Source organism: Caballeronia sp. LZ016 (assembly GCF_031450805.1).
GTDB lineage: Bacteria > Pseudomonadota > Gammaproteobacteria > Burkholderiales > Burkholderiaceae > Caballeronia.
Map to the genome: position 1 here is coordinate 441695 of NZ_JARTVY010000002.1, position 20984 is coordinate 462678.

At 65.2% G+C, this 20984-nt stretch carries 14 protein-coding genes; 11 read left to right on the plus strand and 3 right to left on the minus strand.

The genetic code is table 11. The features are described from left to right. Positions 1-149 precede the first annotated feature (149 nt). The 4 genes from P9220_RS15480 to P9220_RS15495 are packed head-to-tail and all read left to right on the plus strand — an operon-like array spanning position 150 to position 4765. Positions 150-2027, plus strand: a complete 1878-nt coding sequence (locus P9220_RS15480; protein ID WP_309765878.1) for an ABC transporter permease — start codon at positions 150-152, stop codon at positions 2025-2027. Then, positions 2024-2809: an ABC transporter ATP-binding protein gene (locus P9220_RS15485; RefSeq protein ID WP_309765879.1), complete on the plus strand. Its 786-nt coding sequence runs from the start codon at positions 2024-2026 to the stop codon at positions 2807-2809. Before P9220_RS15480 ends, P9220_RS15485 begins: the two co-directional genes overlap by 4 nt. Further along, a complete protein-coding gene (locus P9220_RS15490) occupies positions 2806-3513 on the plus strand; it encodes an ABC transporter ATP-binding protein (RefSeq protein ID WP_309765881.1) in 708 nt (235 codons plus the stop codon). The genes P9220_RS15485 and P9220_RS15490 overlap by 4 nt, the downstream gene beginning before the upstream one ends. 46 nt (positions 3514-3559) lie before the next feature. Then, on the plus strand, positions 3560-4765 hold the full coding sequence (locus tag P9220_RS15495; RefSeq protein ID WP_309765882.1) for an ABC transporter substrate-binding protein: 1206 nt from the start codon (positions 3560-3562) through the stop codon (positions 4763-4765). Here P9220_RS15495 and P9220_RS15500 read toward each other — a convergent pair whose 3' ends face one another. Next, positions 4766-5347: a DNA-3-methyladenine glycosylase gene (locus P9220_RS15500; protein ID WP_404980257.1), complete on the minus strand. Its 582-nt coding sequence runs from the start codon at positions 5345-5347 to the stop codon at positions 4766-4768. 93 nt (positions 5348-5440) lie between these two features. On the opposite strand from P9220_RS15500, the gene P9220_RS15505 reads away from it, so the two are divergent. Next, positions 5441-5944 (plus strand): DUF6496 domain-containing protein, encoded by a 504-nt coding sequence (locus tag P9220_RS15505; protein ID WP_309765885.1) that lies wholly within the window; start codon positions 5441-5443, stop codon positions 5942-5944. 50 nt (positions 5945-5994) lie between these two features. On the opposite strand, the gene P9220_RS15510 is transcribed toward P9220_RS15505, so the two are convergent. Beyond that, complete coding sequence (locus tag P9220_RS15510) at positions 5995-7986, minus strand: glycoside hydrolase family 28 protein (protein ID WP_309765886.1); 1992 nt, start codon at positions 7984-7986, stop codon at positions 5995-5997. Positions 7987-8262: 276 nt separating this feature from the next. Here P9220_RS15510 and P9220_RS15515 point away from each other — a divergent pair, with 276 nt between their 5' ends. From P9220_RS15515 to P9220_RS15525, 3 genes are all read left to right on the plus strand, one after another. Next, complete coding sequence (locus P9220_RS15515; protein WP_309765887.1) at positions 8263-9156, plus strand: alpha/beta hydrolase; 894 nt, start codon at positions 8263-8265, stop codon at positions 9154-9156. A gap of 186 nt (positions 9157-9342) precedes the next feature. Beyond that, entirely contained in the window at positions 9343-15159 is a 5817-nt protein-coding gene (uvrA, locus tag P9220_RS15520; RefSeq protein WP_309765888.1) for an excinuclease ABC subunit UvrA, read from the plus strand. Between the two features lie 403 nt (positions 15160-15562). Further along, positions 15563-16807: a DUF445 domain-containing protein gene (locus P9220_RS15525; RefSeq protein ID WP_309765889.1), complete on the plus strand. Its 1245-nt coding sequence runs from the start codon at positions 15563-15565 to the stop codon at positions 16805-16807. Here P9220_RS15525 and P9220_RS15530 read toward each other — a convergent pair whose 3' ends face one another. Then, positions 16808-17989 (minus strand): hypothetical protein, encoded by a 1182-nt coding sequence (locus tag P9220_RS15530; protein WP_309765890.1) that lies wholly within the window; start codon positions 17987-17989, stop codon positions 16808-16810. A gap of 173 nt (positions 17990-18162) precedes the next feature. Between P9220_RS15530 and P9220_RS15535 the strand changes: the two genes are divergently transcribed. The 3 genes from P9220_RS15535 to P9220_RS15545 all read left to right on the plus strand — a co-directional run bounded on the left by P9220_RS15535 (position 18163) and on the right by P9220_RS15545 (position 20953). After that, on the plus strand, positions 18163-18378 hold the full coding sequence (locus P9220_RS15535; RefSeq protein ID WP_309765891.1) for a hypothetical protein: 216 nt from the start codon (positions 18163-18165) through the stop codon (positions 18376-18378). Between the two features lie 197 nt (positions 18379-18575). After that, positions 18576-19052, plus strand: a complete 477-nt coding sequence (locus P9220_RS15540; protein WP_309765892.1) for a nuclear transport factor 2 family protein — start codon at positions 18576-18578, stop codon at positions 19050-19052. After that, entirely contained in the window at positions 19049-20953 is a 1905-nt protein-coding gene (locus P9220_RS15545; protein WP_309765893.1) for an amylo-alpha-1,6-glucosidase, read from the plus strand. The genes P9220_RS15540 and P9220_RS15545 overlap by 4 nt, the downstream gene beginning before the upstream one ends. Positions 20954-20984 lie beyond the last annotated feature (31 nt).

The following is a 20984-nucleotide window of genomic DNA, read 5'->3' on the forward strand; positions in this document are numbered from 1 at the left end:
AGGTCCCTTTAGCGAGCATATACGAGCCATTTACGCCGTCAAGCCGTGTTTTCCAGCGCGGGAATTTTGGTCGCGAGCAAGACTCACTGAGATTTCATCGATAATGTCGCCTCGTCGTTCTTTAGCCTTACTGGTTCTCAACGCGCCCGATGCTTGCCAATCTGCTCGTTCAACTCGTCAACGGCCTCGCCGATGCCTGTGCGCTCTTTCTCGTTGCATCGGGGCTTTCGCTGATTTTCGGCGTGACGCGGATCGTCAACTTCGCGCATGGCTCGCTGTATATGCTCGGCGTGTACGTCGCATACAGCCTGACCAGCCGTTTCGGTGCGAGCGTCGCGGGCTTCTGGGCATCGGTCGCGGGCGCGGCGGTCATCATCGGCGCGCTGGGCGCGTTGATCGAAGTCGGCGTGCTTAGACGCATCTATCGCGCGCCAGAGCTGTTTCATTTGCTTGCGACCTTCGCGCTCGTATTGGTTTTCCGCGACGCCGCGCTCTATCTGTGGGGCCCGGAAGACCTGTTCGGCCCGCGCGCGCCGCATCTCGCAGGCGCGGTTCAATTGCTCGGCCACGCGTTGCCGGCCTATAACCTCGTCCTCATCGTGACAGGCCCGCTCGTGCTTGCCGCGCTCTGGTACGCGCTGACGCGCACGCGCTGGGGCACGCTCGTGCGGGCGGCGAGCGCGGACCGTGAGATGCTCGGCGCGCTCGGCGTGAATCAGGCATGGCTCTTTACCGGCGTGTTCTTCGTCGGCGGATGTCTCGCGGGTTTGGGCGGCGCGCTGCAGGCGCCGCGCATGTCGGCCAATCTCTCGCTCGATATCGCAAGCATCGGCGATGCCTTCGTCGTCGTCGTAGTCGGGGGCATGGGCTCGATTTCCGGCGCATTCGTCGCGGCCTTGCTGATCGCGGAAATCAAGGCGCTATGCATCGGCATTGGACACGTGTCGATCATGGGCGCGGACTTCTCATTGTCGAAATTCACGCTCGTCGCCGAATTCGTCGTGATGGCGGTCGTGCTGGTGTTGCGGCCCTGGGGACTCTTCGGCCGTCCGCGAGCGATAGCGCGCTCCGCCGCGCCTGCCGACAGGCCGCTCGTGTCCGCATCGCGCCGTATGAAACTCGCGGCAGGCGTCGTCGTATTGCTTCTTGCACTTGCGCCGCTGGCAGCCGATGCGTTTCCCTATATGCCGGTGCTGCTCGTCGAGATCATGATTGCCGTGCTGTTCGCCGCAAGCCTGCATTTCATCATGGGGCCGGGCGGCATGCATTCGTTCGGACACGCAGCGTATTTCGGCCTTGGCGCGTATGGCGCGGCATTATTCCTGAAGGCATTTTCTCTGCCGATGGAAGCGGCGCTCGTTCTCGGACCCATCGTTGCGGGCCTGGGCGCGATCGTCTTCGGCTGGTTCTGCGTGCGCTTGTCCGGCGTTTATCTCGCGATGCTGACCCTCGCGTTCGCGCAGATCGTGTGGTCGGTCGTGTATCAATGGGACGCTGTGACGGGCGGCAGCAACGGTATCATCGGCTTGTGGCCATCGCCCTGGCTTTCTTCGCCTGTCGCGTTCTATTACCTGACGCTATGCGCTGCGATAGCGGGCGTATGGCTCCTGCGTCGCATGCTGTTCGCACCGCTCGGTCTCGCGATGCGCGCAGGCCGCGATTCGCCGTTGCGCTCGGAAGCAATAGGTATCGATGTGGCGCGCGTGCAGTGGGCCGCGTTCGTCGTTGCATCGCTCGTGTGCGGGCTTGCCGGTTCGCTCTACGCGTTCTCCAAGGGCAATATTTCGCCAGAGGTCGTAAGCGTCGCGCGTTCCGTCGACGGCCTCGTGATGGTCCTGCTAGGCGGCATCCAGACGCTGGCCGGGCCGATCGTCGGCGCTGCGGTGTTCACGTGGCTGCAGGACACCGTCGCGCGCCAGACCGACTATTGGCAGGCGCTGCTCGGCGCGGCCATTCTCGTGCTCGTCATCGCGTTTCCGCAGGGCATCGCGGGCTTTCTGCGCGATCGATTGCCGGAGGCGCAATGACGCTCTTGCGCATCGAACACTTATCGAAATCGTTCGATGGCGTGCGCGCCGTCGACGACGTGTCGTTCTCTCTTGAGGCGGGTCAGCTGCTTGCGCTCATCGGCCCGAACGGTGCGGGTAAATCCACATGCTTCAACATGATCAACGGGCAGCTCAAGCCGGACACGGGCTCCATTCGATTGAACAGCCAGCAGATAGCAGGCAGGCGTCCGCGCGACATATGGCGGCTCGGCGTGGGACGCACGTTTCAGATCGCGGCCACGTTCAATTCGATGACCGTGCTCGAGAACGTGCAGATGGCCTTGCTATCGCATGAACGGCGTGTATTCGATGCGTTTGCACGCATTGCATCGTGGCGCGAGAAGGAAGCAATGGCGCTGCTCGATCTCGTCGGCATGGCCGGTCATGCGCAACGCAGTTGCGCCGTGCTGGCTTATGGCGACGTCAAGCGAGCCGAACTGGCCGTTGCTTTGGCGAATCGCCCGAAGCTGCTGCTGATGGACGAGCCGACCGCCGGCATGGCGCCCGAAGAACGCAATGCGTTGATGGCGCTGACGGCGCGCCTCGCGAAAGAGCGCAACATCGGCGTGCTCTTTACCGAGCACAGCATGGACGTGGTGTTCGAATACGCGGACACGCTCATCGTTCTGGCGCGCGGCAAACTGATCGCGCAAGGCAATGTCGATGCCGTCCGCAACGACTCGCGTGTTCGCGAGGTCTATCTGGGCACGGGCGCATCGTTCAGTCCGCGTGCCGCGCTCGACGGCGGAGCTGCACGATGACGCTGCTCGAGGTCAATGCCCTCAACGCATTCTATGGCCGTGCGCAGATTCTTTTCGATGTCGCGTTCGACGTGCGGCCCGGCGAAGTCGTCGCATTGATGGGCCGTAACGGCGCGGGCAAATCGACGACGATGAAAGCCATCATGGGCCTCATACCGCGCACGACGGGCGCGATATCGTTCATGGGGGCGAGCATCGCCGGGCTGCCGCCGTATCGCATCGCGCGCATGGGGCTCGGCTATGTGCCGGAAGACCGCCGCATATTCGGCGATCTGACCGTGATGGAAAATCTCGACGCCGGCCGTCAGCCGCCACGCGAGGGCGCGCCCTCGTGGACGCCCGAGAAACTCTTTCGCGTGTTTCCGAACCTCGGCGAAATGCGCGGCCGGCGCGCGAGCCGCATGAGCGGCGGCGAGCAGCAGATGCTGACCATCTCGCGCACGCTGATGGGCAATCCGCGCGTGGTCCTGCTCGATGAGCCATCGGAGGGCGTGGCGCCGGTCATCGTCGAGCAGATGGCCGATATGATCCTCGAACTGAAGCGCGAAGGCATCGCGATTGTGTTGTCGGAGCAGAATCTCCACTTCGCGGCGCTCGTGAGCGATCGCGTCTATGTGCTCGAAAAAGGCCTGATTCGCCATGAAGGCCCGATGAATGAATTCGTGCGCGACGATGCTGCGCGTCGTGCGTACCTGGGCGTTTGAGCGTCGATGCTCGCGCTAAAGAAATATCGCTAAAGGAGAGAGTTCGATGATGACTCGTGCAGGACGATTGCTGAAGCTGAGCCTGACCGCCATTGCGGCGCTGGGCGCATTCCAGGCCCACGCGGACACCATCAAAATCGGCGAGATCAATAGTTATAAGGCGCAGCCTGCTTTCCTGATGCCGTACAAGAACGGCTGGAATCTCGCACTGGAACAGATCAATGCCGCAGGCGGCGTCAACGGAAACAAGCTGGAAGTCGTCTCTCGCGACGACAACGGCAACCCCGGCGATACCGTGCGCGTCGCGCAGGAACTCGTCGCGCGCGAACAGGTGAAACTTCTTTTTGGCGGATATCTCTCGAATACGGGTCTTGCGCTCGCTGACTACGCCAAACAGCGGCGCATGTTCTTTCTCGCAGCCGAGCCGCTGACCGACAAGATCGTCTGGCAGAACGGCAACAAGTACACGTATCGCTTGCGGCCCTCCACTTACATGCAGGTGGCGATGCTCGTGCCGGAAGCCGCGAAGCTCGGGAAGAAGCGTTGGGCGCTCGTCTATCCGAACTATGAATACGGGCAGTCGGCGGTCGCGACTTTCAAGCGCCTGCTCAAGGCCGCGCAGCCCGATGTCGAATTCGTGGCGGAGCAGGCCACGCCGCTCGGCAATGTCGATGCGGGCGCAGTCACGCAGGCCCTTGCCGATGCGAAGCCCGATGCCATCTTCAACGTGCTCTTCAGCGCGGACCTCGGCAAGTTCGTTCGCGAAGGCAACACGCGTGGCTTGTTCAAGGATCGCGCGGTGGTGTCCTTGCTGACCGGCGAGCCGGACTATCTCGACCCGCTCGGCGCAGAAGCGCCCACGGGCTGGATCGTGACGGGTTATCCGTGGTATTCGATCGATACCCCCGCGAACAAGCAGTTCGTCGCGGCCTATCAGGCGAAATATCATGACTATCCGCGCCTCGGCTCGGTCGTCGGCTATGCGGCGATGATGTCGCTCGCCAATGGCCTCAGAAAAGCAGGCAGCGCCGATGCCGACAAGCTCGCAGCCGCATTCAAGGGCTTGCCCGTCGATACGCCTTTCGGCCCGATCGTCTATCGCAGGCAGGACAATCAATCGACGATGGGCGCCTACGTCGGCGTCACCGCGCTGAAGAACGGCAAGGGCGTGATGACGAATTTCCGTTATGTCGATGGCGCAAGCGTGCAACCCTCCGACGAAGAAGTGAAGAAGCTGCGCCCGGCAGACTGATCAGTCTTTCGGAAAGGGCTTGCTGACGAACTTCGAACCGGCAAGCCCGAAACGCCACGGCACGTCCATTGCCTTGCTGATGCCGATGCGCGGCCCGCATACGATGTCGAACGCTTCTTCAGGCGGCTCGACATGAAAGGGCGCTTCCAGCAGCGACATGCCGTTGTTCCTGTGCGTGATGCCGAGCGCCTGCGCCAGGCGTCCCGGTCCCGAGCACAAGAGCTTGAGGGGTTCCAGTCCGCGCCGCTCGCGCATCGTGTCGATGCCGGTCAATGGCTCGATCGCACGAATGAGCACTCCCGCGCCGTGCCCGTCTTCGCGGCACACGAAATTGAGGCACCAGTGAATGCCGTACGACCGATAGACATAAGCGTGCGCGGGCGGCCCGAACATGACCATGTTGCGTGGCGTGGGACCGGAAAAGGTGTGCGATGCCGGGTCTTCGCGATCGTAGGCTTCGGTTTCGACGATACGGCCGCCCACGCCATCCACGGTCACGATGGCGCCGATGAGACGGCGCGCGACCTCGTCGGAGGCGGCGGAAAAATCGATGGGTGTCGGTTTAGCTTTCACACTCCGCATTCTACGGGCGAATGCCATGCTTGGCCCGCGCGCAGCACAAGGCACGCCCGTTGCTCGAAAGCCGATGCCACTCAACTTCAAGGGAGCACCGACATGCCGGAGAAGAGAACCGTGGAGCGCGCGCAGAAAGCGAAGCGCGAGGGAAAGTCACCGAGCACCCAGGCGGGCGCGTACGTGAAGGAGCAGATCGATCACATCCGCGAAGGCAAGCACGGCGCGAAATCGACGAAGCAGGCCATTGCGATCGGCTTGTCGGAGGCGCGGCGCTCGGGCGTCAAGCTGAAGGCGCCGAAGAAGGGCGAAGCGTCGGAAGGCACGCGCAAGAAGGCCGCGCAGGATACGAAGGCCGCGCATCGCAAGACGAAGAGCCCGAGCACCGAATCGAAGAAGAAGCGTTCGGAGACGTCGACGCGCGTGCTGAAGCGCGAGAGCACGAAGGCGGCTTCGCACAAGTCGCTGTCGAAGCAGGCGCATGCCAGCGCGAGCCGCCGTTCCGCCGCCGATCGCTCGGCGTCCGCGAAGAAGGGCTGGGAGACGCGGCGCGCGCATGCGGCGGGGAAGAAGTCCGCGTCAGGCGCGCGGCACGCATCGCGTTGATGACGCGTCGATAAGCGGGACTCGCGCGAGTCCCGCTTATCGCTTCTCGCTTATCGCGGATCGCTCACCGTCTGATTCAGCGTCTGCCCCGCGATCACCGTGTTCACGAGCTTGATGTCGTGCACGTTGTACGCATAGATCGGTCCGGGCGATGTCGCTGTCGCCGGGCCTGCGGCAGCCGGCGTGCCGAAGTCGCAATTGGTGATGGTCACGCCGGTGATCGCGGGAATCGCGGGCGTGGGCGCCGGGCCGTTGTAGTCGAACGCGACCGGACCTTGCGCGACGATCGCCTGAAAGCACGATGCGGTCTTGCCGTTCAGCGTCACGTTGCTGGCCTTCACGTTCGAGATGTTGACGTTCTGCACGAGCGCCGGCCGCGTGCGGATCGCGTCCTTGGACGGCTGATAGTCGCAATCGAATGTGATGATCCCGCCTTGCGCCGCCGATGGATTCGCCGCGGTCGCCGTCACCACGCCGAGCGGTACCGTCGAATTGATCGGACTGCCCGCGAGCAGGCTGCTGCCATAGCCGGAAGGCGTCAGGCTCACGCCGTTCGGCAAGGTCACGTTGTCGACATAGAAGTCCTTCACGAAGCCGCCGCGATTCATGTTCGTCTTGACGCGGATCGCGATGTTGAGCGAGTTCGTCGCCCAGAACTGGTTGAGCATCTGCAGATTGCGCGCATAAATGCGCTGCACGCCGCCGCCCATCTCGCTGCCGAGCGTGATGCCGCCGTGGCCGCTATTCATCGTGCAGTTCTGGATCACGTGGTTTTGCGCGGGTCCGTATTGCGTGTCGAGGTCCTTGCCCGACTTGATCGCGATGCAGTCGTCGCCCGTGTTGAAGGTGACGTTCTCGCACAAGACCATGTCGCAGGCGTCCGGGTCGAAGCCGTCGTTGTTCGGGCCGATGCTGTCGACCGTCACGTTGCGGATCACGACGTTGCTGCAGTCGGTCGGATGATGCTGCCAGAACGGCGTGTTGATCGTGCGATAGCCTTCCATCAGCACGTTGGTGCAGCCGATGAATTCGATCATGCAGGGCCGCAGATAGTGCCCGATGCCGAAGATGCGCTTCTCGATCGCGACGCCCGCTTCGGACAGCGCGGGCAGATAGTTCTGATCCTGCTGCCACGGCGTCGCCGGGTCGGTGAGCCTCGCGTAGAGCGAATCGGCGATGCCGGGCGCCGCCGTCTTCAGATCGACGTTATTCGGATTGATATAGGCTTGCGACGGCGTCGACGACCCGGCGAAGCCGTACGCGCCGCTGTTGCCCTTCCATGTCCACCAGCAGGTAGCGGTATTGCCGCTGCCGGCGAACGGCGTCATCGCCTGGCCGTTGAGCACGGAGGTATTGCCTTCGCCGGTGATCGCAATGTTCGTCTGATTGCGCGCGTAGACCGGCGGGCCGTAATTCAGGCAATCGTTTGCCTGCCAGCGGCTATAGAACAGCTTGCCGTTCGCGCCGCAGTCGATGGGGCCGTCTTTCGCAAAGTCGGCCGGGTTCTGGCTGAAGAAGATCTCGCAGTTCGCGCTCAAGTGGAAATCGACATTCGAGAGCAGGACGATCGGCCCCGCGCAATACCAGTTGCCCGCCGGCACGACGACGCGTCCGCCGCCCGCCGCATTGCAGGCCGTGATGGCCGCGAGGAATGCGGGACGGGAATCGAAGGAGCCGGGCGCGTGCGTCTGGTCCGCGCCGGTGCTGAGCGGCGACTTAGACGCATCGGTGTAGGGGTTCGTCGCCGCGACGACCGCGCAGGGCTTCGCGCCGTAGTCGGTGACGAGGAACTGGCGGCCCGGCACCATCGATGTCGACACGTTCTTCAGTGCGTTGACGATCTGCGTCGCGGAACCGGACGGGCCCCAGATCGGATCGGCGGCCGTGGCGGGCGTGCCGGAATCGTCGTGACCGCCGCCACAGCCAGCGAGGATTCCCAGGCCGCCGAGACCGCCGACGAGCGGCGCGCTCGCCGACACGCCGGCGAATTTGAGGATGCTGCGGCGTCGGGGAGAAATGAGAGTGGTGGTGCGGTCCTTCATGCGTGTCTCCGTTCCGGTGTTGCCGGATATGTAGTGGGGAATTCAGACGACGTCGTACGACAAGCTTCGTGTTTAGCCGGCTTTGAAGAAACCGTTTACCTCACGGGACGATACCGGTCGCTTCCGGCAAGCGTCAAGACTCCGCCTATGGACGCGGACTCAGGACATACCCCAACGCTCATACGATGTCAGCCTTCCGTAGGTTCAGCCGGTTAAACGTCTAACTCGCGGCGGACCTAGAATGAACACGTCTCGCGCGCCCCCGAAGGAGCCGTCATGCCCCATTTCGATCGCCATGCCGGAACGCCGGTGCTGAACATCGCCTATGCCGAAACCGGCCCCGTCGATGGTCCCGCCGTCATCCTGCTGCACGGGTGGCCGGACGCGGCGCGCGCTTGGACGGCGGTCGCGGCACGGCTGAACGGCGCGGGCTTTCGCACCGTCGTGCCGGAGTTGCGCGGCGCGGGCGGCACGCGGTTTCTTCGCGACGACACCGTGCGCGACGGCTCAGGCGTCGCGCTCGCGAAAGACGCCGTCGATCTCGCGGATGCGCTCGGCATCGCGCGGTTCGATATCGTCGGTCACGACTGGGGCGCGCGCGCCGCGTATACGGTCGCCGCGCTGTTCCCCGAACGCGTGCGGCGCATGGCGGCGATCGCGCTGGCGTTTCAGCCGCGCGGCGAATTCGCGTTGCCGCCGGACTTCGCTCAGGCGCGGCGCTTCTGGTATCAGTGGTTCATGTCGCTCGATGCCGGGCCCGCCGCCGTGGCCGCCGATCCGAAAGGCTTCGCGCGCATTCAATGGGACACGTGGTCGCCGCCCGGCTGGTTCGATGAAACCGAGTTCGCCGCCACCGCGCGTGCCTTCGACAATCCCGACTGGGTCGCGGTCACGCTCAATGCCTATCGGCGGCGCTGGCGCAGCGATGAGCCATCGGATGCGACGCTCGCGCCGCTGTACGCGCGCCTTCGCGGAATCGGGCGTATTGATGTGCCCGCGCTGATGATCCAGGGCGGCGCCGATACGTGCGACGACCCTGCGATGTCCGAGGGACAGGACGCGTGCTTCACGGCGGGCTACCGGCGCGTCGTGATCGACGGCGCGGGGCATTTTCCGCCGCGCGAAGCCCCCGAAGCGGTCGCGGATGCCCTCATCGCGCATCTGCGCTAGCGGCGACCGGGCGAGCTACTTGCACAGGCACAACCGCACACTTCTGGCGCGTCTGGCGACACATACTGTATAGGTGTACAGTACTGTTCGCTGCGGCAGGCGCGCGCTGCCGAACACTTCTGCGCGCCGCCCACGGCTGTCGACCGACGCGCGAGAGCCGTCCATCACCTTGAACCGGTTGAAAAATTGGCATCGAACAACGCAATCCGCATCCGCGGCGCCCGTCAACATAACCTCAAGAATCTCGATCTCGACCTGCACACCGGCCAGATGACCGTCGTCACGGGGCCGTCCGGCTCCGGCAAGTCGAGTCTCGTCTTCGACACGCTCTATGCCGAAGGCCAGCGCCGCTACGTCGAGACGTTCAGCGCCTATGCGCGCCAGTTTCTCGACCGCATGGACCGCCCGCAGGTGGATCGCGTGGACGGGGTGCCGCCCGCGATCGCCATCGACCAGACCAATCCGGTGCGCAGCTCGCGCTCCACCGTCGGCACGATGACCGAGCTGAACGATCACCTGAAGCTGTTCTACGCGCGCGCCGCCGAACTGTTCGACAGGAAGACCGCGCACCGCGTGCGGCATGACACGCCCGAGACGATCTACGCGGAATTGCTCGACCGCACGCGCGCCGGCGATCCGCGCCTCGCGATCACGTTCCCCGTCGAACTGCCCGACGCCACGAGCGACGACGAGGTCGCGCAATGGCTGTCCGCGAGCGGCTACACGCGGGTGCAGGCCAAGCGCCACGTGCAAACGGATGCAGGCGCGCGGCAGGTGCTCGATGTCGTCGCTGACCGCTTCCGCCTCCAGAACACGGAGCGCTCGCGTGCGCTGGAGGCCATCGAAGGCGCATTGCTGCGCGGCACCGGACGCGTGAACGTGTACGTGCTGAAGGAGGAAGGCGAGCCGGACATCTGGCGCTTCTCCACCGGCCTGCACAGCCCGGAAAGCGACCTGCGCTATGCCGACCCTCAACCGGCGCTGTTCTCGTTCAACTCGGCGTATGGCGCGTGCGAAACGTGCCGCGGCTTCGGCCGCGTGATCGGCGTCGACTACGGCCTCGTCATTCCGGACGAAAGAAAGACGCTGCGCGAAGGCGCGGTCAAGACGCTGCAGACGCCCGCGTGGAAAGAGAATCAGGACGACCTCGTGAAATACGGCGCGAAGGCCGGCATTCGCCTCGGCGTGCCGTGGAGCGAGCTGACGCAGAAAGAACGCGACTGGGTCATCAAGGGTTCGCCCGACTGGACCGGCAAGTGGCAGAGCCAGTGGTACGGCGTGCAGCGCTTCTTCGACTATCTGGAGTCGAAGGCCTACAAGATGCACATTCGCGTGCTGCTGTCGAAATACCGCAGCTATACGACATGTCCCGCGTGCGCGGGCGCCCGGCTCAAGACGGAATCGCTGTTGTGGCGTCTCGGCACGAAGGAACAGGCCGATGCCGTCCTCGCGCCCGCCGGCCGCTTCTTGCCGACCGGCGTCGACTGGACGCGCGATCAGCTCGAAGCGCTGCCCGGCCTCACCGTGCACGATCTGATGCTGATGCCGATCGACCGCATCCGCCGTTTCTTCGATTCGCTGACGCTGCCCTCGACGCTGCTCGACGAAGCGCTGAAGCTGCTGCACGCGGAAGTCCGCACGCGCCTCAAGTATCTCTGTGATGTCGGCCTCGGCTATCTCACGCTCGATCGCCAGAGCCGCACGCTGTCGGGCGGCGAAGTGCAGCGCATCAACCTGACGACCGCGCTCGGCACGTCGCTCGTGAACACGCTGTTCGTGCTCGACGAGCCGAGCATCGGGCTGCATCCGCGCGATCTGAACCGCATCGTCGAGGCCATGCATCGGCTGCGCGATGCGGGCAATACGCTCGTCGTCGTGGAGCACGATCCGTCGGTGATGCTCGCCGCCGATCGTCTCATCGACATGGGGCCGGGGCCGGGCGAGCGCGGCGGGCAGATCGTCTACGACGGCACGCCCGACGACATTCAATCGGGCGACACGCTCACCGGCGCGTATCTTGGCGGCCGCAAGCAGGTCGCGCATGCGGCGAACTGGACGCGCCGCGTGGTCGATGCGAACACGCCGCGCCTCGTGCTCGAAGGCGCGAGCGATCACAACCTGCGCGACGTGACGGTCGAGATTCCGTTGCAGCGTCTCGTCTGCGTGACGGGCGTGTCCGGTTCGGGAAAGTCGACGCTGATTCAGGACGTGCTTGCGCCCGCATTGATGCGCCATTTCGGCAAGGCGACGGAAGCGCCCGGCGCGTTCCGTGGGCTGAAGGGCGCGGAGCAACTGGACGACGTGGTATTCGTCGATCAGTCGCCGATTGGCCGGACGGCGCGCTCGAATCCGGCAAGCTACGTCGGCGCGTTCGATGAAATCCGCAAGCTGTTCGCAAAAGCGCCGCTCGCCGCGCAGCGCGGTTATGGCGCGAGCATGTTCAGCTTCAATTCGGGCGATGGCCGTTGCCCGACATGCGGCGGCTCGGGCTTCGAGCACGTCGAAATGCAGTTCCTGAGCGACGTCTATCTTCGCTGCCCGGATTGCGACGGCCGGCGTTATCGCGCGGAAATTCTCGATGTGAAGATCGAGCGTGGCGGCCGTGAACTGAGCATCGCCGATGTGCTGGAACTGACGGTCAGCGAAGCGGTCTCCCTATTTGCTTCGGATGGCGAAGTATTGCGCGTGCTGCAGCCCATCGTCGATGTGGGCCTCGAATACGTGAAGCTCGGCCAGCCGGTGCCGACGCTATCGGGCGGCGAAGCGCAGCGCCTGAAGCTCGCGGGCTATCTGGCGGAGACGGCATCGCCCAGTCAGAAAGACCGGCTTTTCATGTTCGACGAGCCGACCACCGGCCTTCACTTCGACGACATCGCCAAGCTGATGCAGGCGTTGCGACGTCTGCTGGAACGCGGCCATTCGCTGATCGTCATCGAACACAATCTCGACGTGATCCGCGCGGCGGACTGGATCATCGATCTCGGTCCGGAAGGCGGCGATGGCGGCGGGCAAGTGGTCTGCGTCGGCACGCCGGACGATGTCGCCGCGTGCGAAGCGTCGCATACGGGCCGCGCGCTGCTCGACTACGAGGAAGCCATGCAGCCCGGCGCGGCGGAAAAGCGCGCGGGCGTGCCGCTGCAACTCGCGGCCGAAGTGGCGAGCGCGCGGCGCGCGCTGCAGGGCGAGGACGTGGTGCGTATCGTCAATGCACGCGAGCACAACCTCAAATCGCTCGATGTCGACATTCCGCACAACAAGTTCAACGTCGTGACCGGCGTGTCCGGCTCGGGCAAGTCGACGCTCGCGTTCGATATCCTCTTCCACGAAGGCCAGCGCCGGTATCTGGAATCGCTGAACGCGTATGCCCGCTCCATCGTGCAGCCGGCGGGCCGGCCCGAGGTCGACGCCGTCTACGGCATTCCGCCGACCGTCGCGATCGAGCAGCGCCTGTCGCGCGGCGGACGCAAGAGCACGGTCGCGACGACATCGGAAGTCTGGCACTTCCTGCGGCTGCTTTATGTGAAGCTCGGCATCCAGCATTGCGTGAACGACGGCACGCCGGTGCAGGCGCAAAGCTCGGAGTCCATCGCGGCGCAGATTCTTCGCGATTTCAAGGGGCAGCATGTCGGGCTGCTCGCGCCGCTCGTCGTGAATCGCAAGGGCGTCTATACCGATCTCGCGAAGTGGGCGAAGGCGCGCGGCAATACGCACCTGCGCGTGGACGGCGAGTTTCACGCGGTCGATCCGTGGCCCAAGCTCGACCGCTTCCGCGAGCATACGATCGAACTGCCGGTGGCGGACCTCGTCGTATCGGCGGATAACGAGGCGGAACTGCGGCGCGTGCTCGACGACGCGCTGGAAGTCGGCAAGGGGGTGATGCATCTTTGCGCGCCGCTCGACGAGCTGCACGGCGCGTTGTCGAACGGCAAGCGGCGCGGCAGCGAAGAGACCATCGTGTTCTCGACGAAACGCGCCTGTCCCACTTGCGGCACGAGCTATCCAGAACTCGACCCGCGCATGTTCTCGTACAACAGCAAGCACGGCTGGTGCAACACGTGCGTCGGCACCGGCGTGAAGCTCACACGCGAGCAGCGCGCCGCTTTCGACGATACCGTCTTCGCGCAGGACGATCGCGGCCGTGAGCAGAGCATCGGCTCGGTGGATCAGGAACCGGACGATATCGTCGATCAGCCCTGCGCCGAATGCGAAGGCACGCGCCTGAACGATGTCGCGCGCGCCGTCACGTTCGGCAACTATCCGATCACCGAAGTCGGACGCTGGACCGTGACCGATACCCGCGAATGGATCGCGTCGCTGAAGCTCGCGGGCCGCGAGGCGGATATCGCGCGCGATGTCATCAGCGAGATCGAAGGGCGTCTGCAGTTTCTCGAAGAAGTCGGTCTCGGCTATCTGAGCCTGGATCGCGCCGCGCCTACGCTCTCGGGCGGCGAAGCGCAGCGCATTCGACTGGCCGCGCAGCTGGGCAGCAATCTGCAGGGCGTGTGCTACGTGCTCGACGAACCGACCATCGGCCTGCATCCGCGTGACAATCTCATTCTGCTGAGCGCATTGAAGAAGCTCAACGACAAGGGCAATACGCTCGTCGTCGTCGAGCACGACGAGGACACCATTCGCCGCGCGGATCACATCATCGATATCGGGCCGGGCGCGGGCAAGCGCGGCGGCACGGTCGTCGCCCAGGGCAGCGTGACGGACCTCGCGGCGCACAAGGCGTCGCTCACCGGGCAGATGCTGGCGAACCCGATCGTGCATCCACTGCAGCCGCGCCGCGATGTGCGGACGGCGGCGGGCAAGCGTCCCGCCGTGCCGGAGCAATGGCTCACGGTCGAGAACGCGACGCTGCACAACCTGCGCAACGTGACGGCGAGCGTGCCGCTGAACCGGCTCGTCGCGATCACGGGCGTCTCGGGTTCCGGCAAGTCGACGCTCGCGCGCGACGTGCTGATGACCAACCTGCTCGATGCCGTCGGCCGCTCGGCGCTGTCGTCGCCAGCTGAACGGCGTGCGCGCAAGACCGCGCAGGCGGCGGAAGGCAGGCCCGCCGCGAAGTCGCGCTCGAGCGTGCTCGCGCGGGAGGCGCCGCGTCCGAAGTTCGATGTCGTCCACGCATGGCAGGGCTGCGCGGGCATCACCGGCTTCGAGGCGATCGATCGCGTGCTCGAAGTGGATCAGACGCCGATCGGCAAGACGCCGCGTTCGTGCCCGGCGACGTATATCGGCATGTGGGACACCATCCGCAAGCTGTTCGCGGATACGCTCGAAGCCCGCGCGCGCGGCTACACGCCGTCGCGCTTCTCGTTCAATACGGGCGACGGCCGCTGTCCCGCCTGCGAAGGCCAGGGCGTTCGCACCATCGCGATGAACTTCCTGCCGGACGTCAAGGTGCCGTGCGACGTGTGCCACGGCCAGCGCTTCAATCCCGAAACGCTCGCGGTGACGTGGCGCGGCAAGAACATCGGCGAAGTGCTGACGATGGAAATCGACGAGGCGGTCGAATTCTTTGCCTCGATGCCGGGCATCGGGCGTCCGCTGCAACTGATGAAGGACGTGGGCCTCGGCTATCTGACGCTCGGCCAGCCGTCGCCGACGCTTTCGGGCGGCGAGGCGCAGCGCATCAAGCTCGTCACCGAGTTGTCGAAGGTGCGCGACGACATCACGCGGCGCGGCCAGAAGCCGCCGCACACGCTCTACGTGCTCGACGAACCGACCGTCGGCCTGCACATGGCGGACGTCGCGAAGCTGATTCGCGTGCTGCATCGGCTGGTGGATGGCGGGCATAGCGTGATCGTCATCGAACACGATCTCGATGTGATCGCGGAAGCCGACTGGGTGCTCGACCTCGGGCCGGAGGGCGGCGTGAACGGCGGAACCATCGTCGCGGCGGCGGACCCGGAGACGCTCGCGAGCCATCCGCGCAGTCATACGGGCACCGCCTTGCGGCCGGTGCTCGGGCGCACGCATCGCGCGGAAGACGCGGCGTGAAGGAACTCGACGCGCCCGTTTCGTCGATGCAGCCGGGCGTGTTCGGGTTCGCGTCGTTGTCTCACGATGCGACGTTTCGGGAACGCGAAGGCTCGATGGTCGTGATGCAAGAAGGCATTGCGCCGCTGTCTTGCGCGGGCTTGGCTCACGCCGGCCAAGTATTGAGGGCCGGACGCTGTTGGGCTGACCGCCGCGTTCGCGCGCTCCCGGCGATGCGGGCATCGATAGCAAGGTGATCGCGGCGGCGCATCGCGGTCACACTTTCGCTCCCGCCGATGAAGCCGCCCGCGCCATGCGCGCCCTGTTGGCGCTACGGCAGCGGCATTGATATGCTGGCGGCCTTTCCACCACCCATGATGACGACTCGATGGACACGCAGGATAAAGCCCTGGCCCTGAAACGAATGAAGTGGTTCGCCGCCGGCTTGCTGGTCGCGGCGGGCGGGTTGTTCGCGCTCGCCAAGAGCCAGCACGACGCGGGCGCGTGGGCGTGGGTATCGGCGTTCGCGGAAGCCGCGATGGTCGGCGCGCTCGCGGACTGGTTCGCCGTCGTGGCGCTGTTCCGCCATCCGCTCGGCGTGCCGGTCCCGCACACGGCGATTTTGCCCGCGAACAAGGCGCGCGTCGCCGACAACCTCGCCGTCTTCGTGCGCGACCGCTTCCTCGGCACCGATGCGCTCGTCGCCCGCGTGAACGCCTTCGACCCGGCGAGCCGTCTCTCGGCATGGCTCGCGGAGCCGAGGAACGCCGAGCTGCTCGGCAGGAAAGCGGTCACGGCGGTCGGCCAGTTGCTGTCTTTCGTCGACGACGAGCGCGTCAAGTCGATGCTTCACGAAGCCATCCGCCGCCGCGCCGAAGCGTTCGATCTGTCCGCCGCGGCGGGCAACCTGCTGTCCACGCTGACCGCGGACCGCCGTCATCAGTTGCTGCTGGACGAGGGCCTGAAGCAGATGGCCGCGTGGCTCGACAAGCCCGAAGTGCAGGAGATGCTGGCGACGCGCATCGTCGCGGTGGCGGGTGAGGAGTATCCGAAGCTCATCGGCATGCTCGGGTTCGTCGGGCTGGACGCCGCCGACCTCGGCAACAAGTTCGCGGCGGGCCTCGTGCGCGGCGCGAACCAATGGCTGCACGACGTCACGAGCGACCCCGAGCACGAGCGCCGCAAAGCGTTCGACGCCGCCGTGGAGCGCTTCGTCGAGCGCCTGAAGTCCGACCCCGCGTTCAAGGCGCGCATCGACCTGCACAAGCGCGAGTGGCTGGATCGGCCGGAGTTGCGCGGTTATGTCGACGGACTGTGGAACGAATTCACGACTTGGCTGGGCGCCGACCTGCAACGCCCCGACTCCGCGCTGCACGCGAAAGTGGTGCAGGTCGCGTCGGGCTTCGCCCAGTCGCTGGGCGGCGATCCCCTGCTTCGCGAGTCCATCAACGAACACATGCGCGATGCGTTGAAGGCGCTCGCGCCCGAGCTGCGCGAAGGCATCGCGAAGCACATTGCCGCGACCGTCAAGCAATGGGACGACGCGACGCTCGTACGCGATGTCGAACTCAACATCGGGCGCGACCTGCAATTCATCCGCGTGAACGGCACGCTCGTGGGCGGCGCGGTAGGCGTGCTCATCCACGCCGTGGCGTTGCTTGCCGCCTGATTACTGCCGCTCGACGATCACGCTTCCCGCGCCATGCGGCGACGTGTGAGCGCTGCCGTTGATCGTAACGTTCAGGCCCGCCATCAGCGCCGCGGTGAGAAGTTCGCCGCGCGCCGGCTCGGTGTGCGCGAGCGGCGGCACGCACCATTCGTTGCCATCGGGCGTCTGAAGCACGTAGACCGCGCCCGCGCCCAGCAGGTCGGAGTCGATCATGCGGACGATGTTGCCGGTTTCGCGGGTCGCGAAGCGCGTCGTGCCGCAGCGAAACGTCGGGCTGCCCGCGCGAGGCAGGCCGACCGCGACGCCGGTGATCGCCGAATCGTCGTCGGCGGAGATGCTGACCGGCAGGCTTCTCGCGAGCGCGGATATCAGCATTCCGTGCCGGCTCGGATGATCCACCGTGTTCATCTTCGCGCAGTAGTGAGCGCCGTCGGCGGTGCGCAGGACATAGCGGATGTCCTCCAGCGAATCGGAATCGATGATCCGCACGAGCATCCCGCTGCGCGTGTCCGTCAGCTTCGCCCCGAAGAGCACCAGCGACGGCGCGGCGGGCGCCGACAACGCACCGACCGCGATGCCGGTGACGTAATGGTCCTGATTCCCGTTGACCGTGACCGGCAGGCCCGTCCGGAGTGCGAGCAACAGCAGGTTGTTCCTGTTCGCATGCTCCTGCCGGTCGATCTGCGCGTGGTACCGCGTGCCGTCCGGCGTCTTGACCATCACGATCAGCGTGTCGGACACTTCCTTGTCCATGATTTCGTCGATGACGCCCGAGCGCGGCGTGCTCGAGATGAAGGCGGGCGCGGCGCTGAGATGCGGCCCGAACGCCTTCGACCCGACCGACAGCGCCGTAAGGTAATAGTCGGCGTCGCCTGCCACGGTGACCGGCAGACTCGCCCGGAACGCCGCCATCAGCAACGCGTTGCGGTAGCCGTCCTCGCATGGGCGGATCTGCGCGCAGTGATACGTGCCGTCCCCGCTGCGGACGATGTACGCCATGGTCGCGAGCGTATCGGCGTCTTCGACCTGAACGATGGTCCCCGTCCTGACGTCCTCGAGCAGACGCCAGGTCGCGCCGATTGATGGAAGCCGGGGCGCGCCGGGCAGTGCGGCGGAAATATCGGTGATTTTGTGGCTCGTGTCGCCGGTCATCGTGACGGAAAGTCCGGATTCGAATGCCATCAACAAAGCGGAATTACGATCCGGGTATTCCCGATAATCCAATTGCGCGCAATAATGCGATCCGCCCTCGGTTCTAAGCACATATATAAAATGATCGGGCGATACGGACTGAATAACGCGGATTATGATTCCGATTCGGCAATCTGTAAGGAAGTAATCCGCGGATGCCTGCGATGGCATACTCGTTCTGGGCTTTATTCTCATCGTGCTCGACTTCGGTGCTGCAGCGGTTCGGGATTGGCGACCGTGCCAGAGCCACGCTGGGCACGCTCTTCGTCGACCCCTCGACTAGCACGGCCAGTGGATTATATTTAAACGGCTATCTTTCGGATATGCGTTCAAAAAAATATGCGCCGTCGGATGCGGGCGATTGGTTATTCCTTGATTGAAAGCAATCTCGGGAAAATATAAGAAATTTCTTATTCGAAAAGAGTAAGGGTGATTATTGAAGTGGAGTGCGCGGGAATCGTTTGCTGTTGGTTATCGCCATTAGCGCGCTTTCGGGGCAGTGGCGGTCATGCAGACACGCCGCAGCCGCGCGAGAATGCGACTTCGTGCGCGCCGCGCAACCCGTCTGCGATCTGCCATGCCGAATACGAACATCGAACTGATCGAGCGCTTCTACCGCGCCTTCGGAAACGTCGACGCCGACGCGATGGCCGCCTGCTACGCGCCCGACGTCCGCTTCGAGGACCCCGCCTTCGGCGTGCTGTTCGGGCGCGAAGCGGGCGACATGTGGCGGATGCTGCTGCACCGGGCGCGTGACTTCGCGCTGACCGTCGACGGCATCGAGTCGATCGGGCAGACCGCGAGCGCGAATGCCGTCGTGCGCTATACCTACTCGGCGACGGGGCGGCCGGTCGTCAACCACATCCGCACGCGCTTCACGATCCGCGACGGGCTCATCTTCGAACAGACCGATGCCTTCGATCTGTGGCGCTGGAGCCGTCAGGCGCTGGGGCCTGCCGGATGGTGCTTCGGCTGGACGCCGCGCATGCAGCAGGCCATCCGACGCAAGGCCCGCCGCGCGCTCGCCGACTATCGCAAGGAGGCGGCGGCATGACCATCGATCCGGCGCGTTTCGAAGACGAATGGCTCGAGGCCGATGCGCATGGCGGCTTCGCGTCGGGGACAGTGGGCACGACGCGCACACGTCGTTATCACGCGCTGCTGCTCACCGCGACGCAACCGCCCGCAGGCCGCGTCGTGCTGGTCAACGGCGTGGAGGCCTGGCTCGATGTCGACGGCGCACGCGTTCCGCTGACGATGCAGCGTTACGCGCCCGACGTGCTGTACCCGGACGCATCGGCGCAACTCGATGCCTTCGATATATCGCCGTGGCCGACGTGGCGTTATCGCATCGGCGAAAACGTGGTGGCCGTCGCGGAGGCGTTCGTCGCGAAGGAGAGCGGCGAGACCGTGCTGCGCTGGCGTCTCGAAGGCGCGCCGACGCAGGCGGCCCTGCACGTGCGCCCGCTGATCTCCGGCCGGGATTATCACGCGCTGCATCGCGAGAACGCGTCGTTCGACTTCGATGCGAGCGTCGACGGCGAGCGCGTGCACTGGCGGCCCTACGGCGCGCTGCCGGCCATCGGCGCGACGAGCAACGGTGTCTACGAACATGCGCCGGACTGGTATCGCAACTTCCAGTATGTGCGCGAACGCGAGCGCGGGCTGGATGACATCGAAGACCTCGCGACGCCCGGCGTCTTTCACTTCGATCTTGCTAGCGGCGAAGCGGTACTGATCCTGCACGCCGATACCGGCGACGATCCGCCGCGCGAACGCGATGCCCTCGCGCTTGCATCGCGGCTCGACGCGCGTGAGCGCGAGCGCCGCGCCGCGTTCGGCTCGCGGCTCGCGCGCTCGGCGGATGCCTACGTCGTCGCGCGCAAGCACGGACGCACGATCATCGCGGGCTTCCCTTGGTTCACCGACTGGGGCCGCGATACGTTCATTTCGATGCGCGGCCTGCTGCTCGCTTCGGGACGTCATGAGGATGCCGAATCGATCTTGCTCGAATGGACCGACACGCTGTCGGAAGGCATGCTGCCGAACCGCTTTCCGGACAGCGGCGGCCTGCCCGAATACAACTCGGTCGATGCGTCGCTGTGGTTCGCGATCGCGGTGCATGACTATCTCGCCACCGGCCACGCCCCCGCCGCGACCACGGCCCGCCTGCAACACACCGTCGATGCGATTCTCGAAGGCTATACGCGCGGCACGCGCTTCGACATCGTCGCGGACGGCGACGGCCTGTTGCGCGCTGGCGTCCCCGGCGTGCAGCTCACCTGGATGGACGCGAAAGCGGGCGACTGCGTCGTGACACCGCGCATCGGCAAGCCGGTCGAAGTGCAGGCGCTGTGGATCAATGCGCTGTCGATTGCATCGGCATGGAACGCGCGCTGGCAGCCAATGCGCGATCGCGCGCGGCAAGCGTTCCAGACGCGCTTCGTGGACCCTGCGACACACGCCCTCTACGATGTCGTCGATGCCGATCACGAGCCGGGCAAGCTGGATCGCTCGATCCGTCCGAATCAGATTTTCGCGGTCGGCGGCCTGCCGCATGCCATTGTCGACGGGGAGATCGCGCGCGCAGTAATCGCACAAGTCGAAGCGCATCTCCTGACGCCGCTCGGGCTGCGCACGCTCGCGCCATCGGACCCCGCGTACCGGTCGCGTTATGCGGGCGGCCTGATGGATCGCGATGGCGCGTATCACCAGGGCACCGTATGGCCCTGGCTCATGGGCCCGTTCGTCGAGGCATGGCTGCGCGTGCACGGCGCGGCGGGCGTGCGCGAGCGCTTTCTTGCGCCGCTTCATGCGCATCTCGATCAGTACGGCATCGGTCATGTCAGCGAAGTGGCGGACGGCGAAGCGCCGCATACGCCCGGCGGCACGCCGTTTCAGGCGTGGTCGCTCGCGGAGCTGCTGCGCATCGGGAAGCTGATCGACGGCGCGTGATGCATCGTTTGTGCGGGCGATCGTGGAATCG

Excerpts from the sequence above, each read along its gene's own strand:
- P9220_RS15500 (WP_404980257.1), bottom strand. The coding sequence starts at position 5,347 with ATGCGGAGTGTGAAAGCTAAACCGACACCCATCGATTTTTCCGCCGCC.
- P9220_RS15530 (WP_309765890.1), bottom strand. The coding sequence starts at position 17,989 with ATGGCATTCGAATCCGGACTTTCCGTCACGATGACCGGCGACACGAGC.
- P9220_RS15540 (WP_309765892.1), top strand. The coding sequence starts at position 18,576 with ATGCCGAATACGAACATCGAACTGATCGAGCGCTTCTACCGCGCCTTC.
- P9220_RS15495 (WP_309765882.1), top strand. The coding sequence starts at position 3,560 with ATGATGACTCGTGCAGGACGATTGCTGAAGCTGAGCCTGACCGCCATT.
- P9220_RS15535 (WP_309765891.1), top strand. The coding sequence starts at position 18,163 with ATGGCATACTCGTTCTGGGCTTTATTCTCATCGTGCTCGACTTCGGTG.
- P9220_RS15525 (WP_309765889.1), top strand. The coding sequence starts at position 15,563 with ATGAAGTGGTTCGCCGCCGGCTTGCTGGTCGCGGCGGGCGGGTTGTTC.
- P9220_RS15510 (WP_309765886.1), bottom strand. The coding sequence starts at position 7,986 with ATGAAGGACCGCACCACCACTCTCATTTCTCCCCGACGCCGCAGCATC.
- P9220_RS15505 (WP_309765885.1), top strand. The coding sequence starts at position 5,441 with ATGCCGGAGAAGAGAACCGTGGAGCGCGCGCAGAAAGCGAAGCGCGAG.
- P9220_RS15515 (WP_309765887.1), top strand. The coding sequence starts at position 8,263 with ATGCCCCATTTCGATCGCCATGCCGGAACGCCGGTGCTGAACATCGCC.
- P9220_RS15485 (WP_309765879.1), top strand. The coding sequence starts at position 2,024 with ATGACGCTCTTGCGCATCGAACACTTATCGAAATCGTTCGATGGCGTG.
- P9220_RS15480 (WP_309765878.1), top strand. The coding sequence starts at position 150 with ATGCTTGCCAATCTGCTCGTTCAACTCGTCAACGGCCTCGCCGATGCC.
- P9220_RS15490 (WP_309765881.1), top strand. The coding sequence starts at position 2,806 with ATGACGCTGCTCGAGGTCAATGCCCTCAACGCATTCTATGGCCGTGCG.
- P9220_RS15545 (WP_309765893.1), top strand. The coding sequence starts at position 19,049 with ATGACCATCGATCCGGCGCGTTTCGAAGACGAATGGCTCGAGGCCGAT.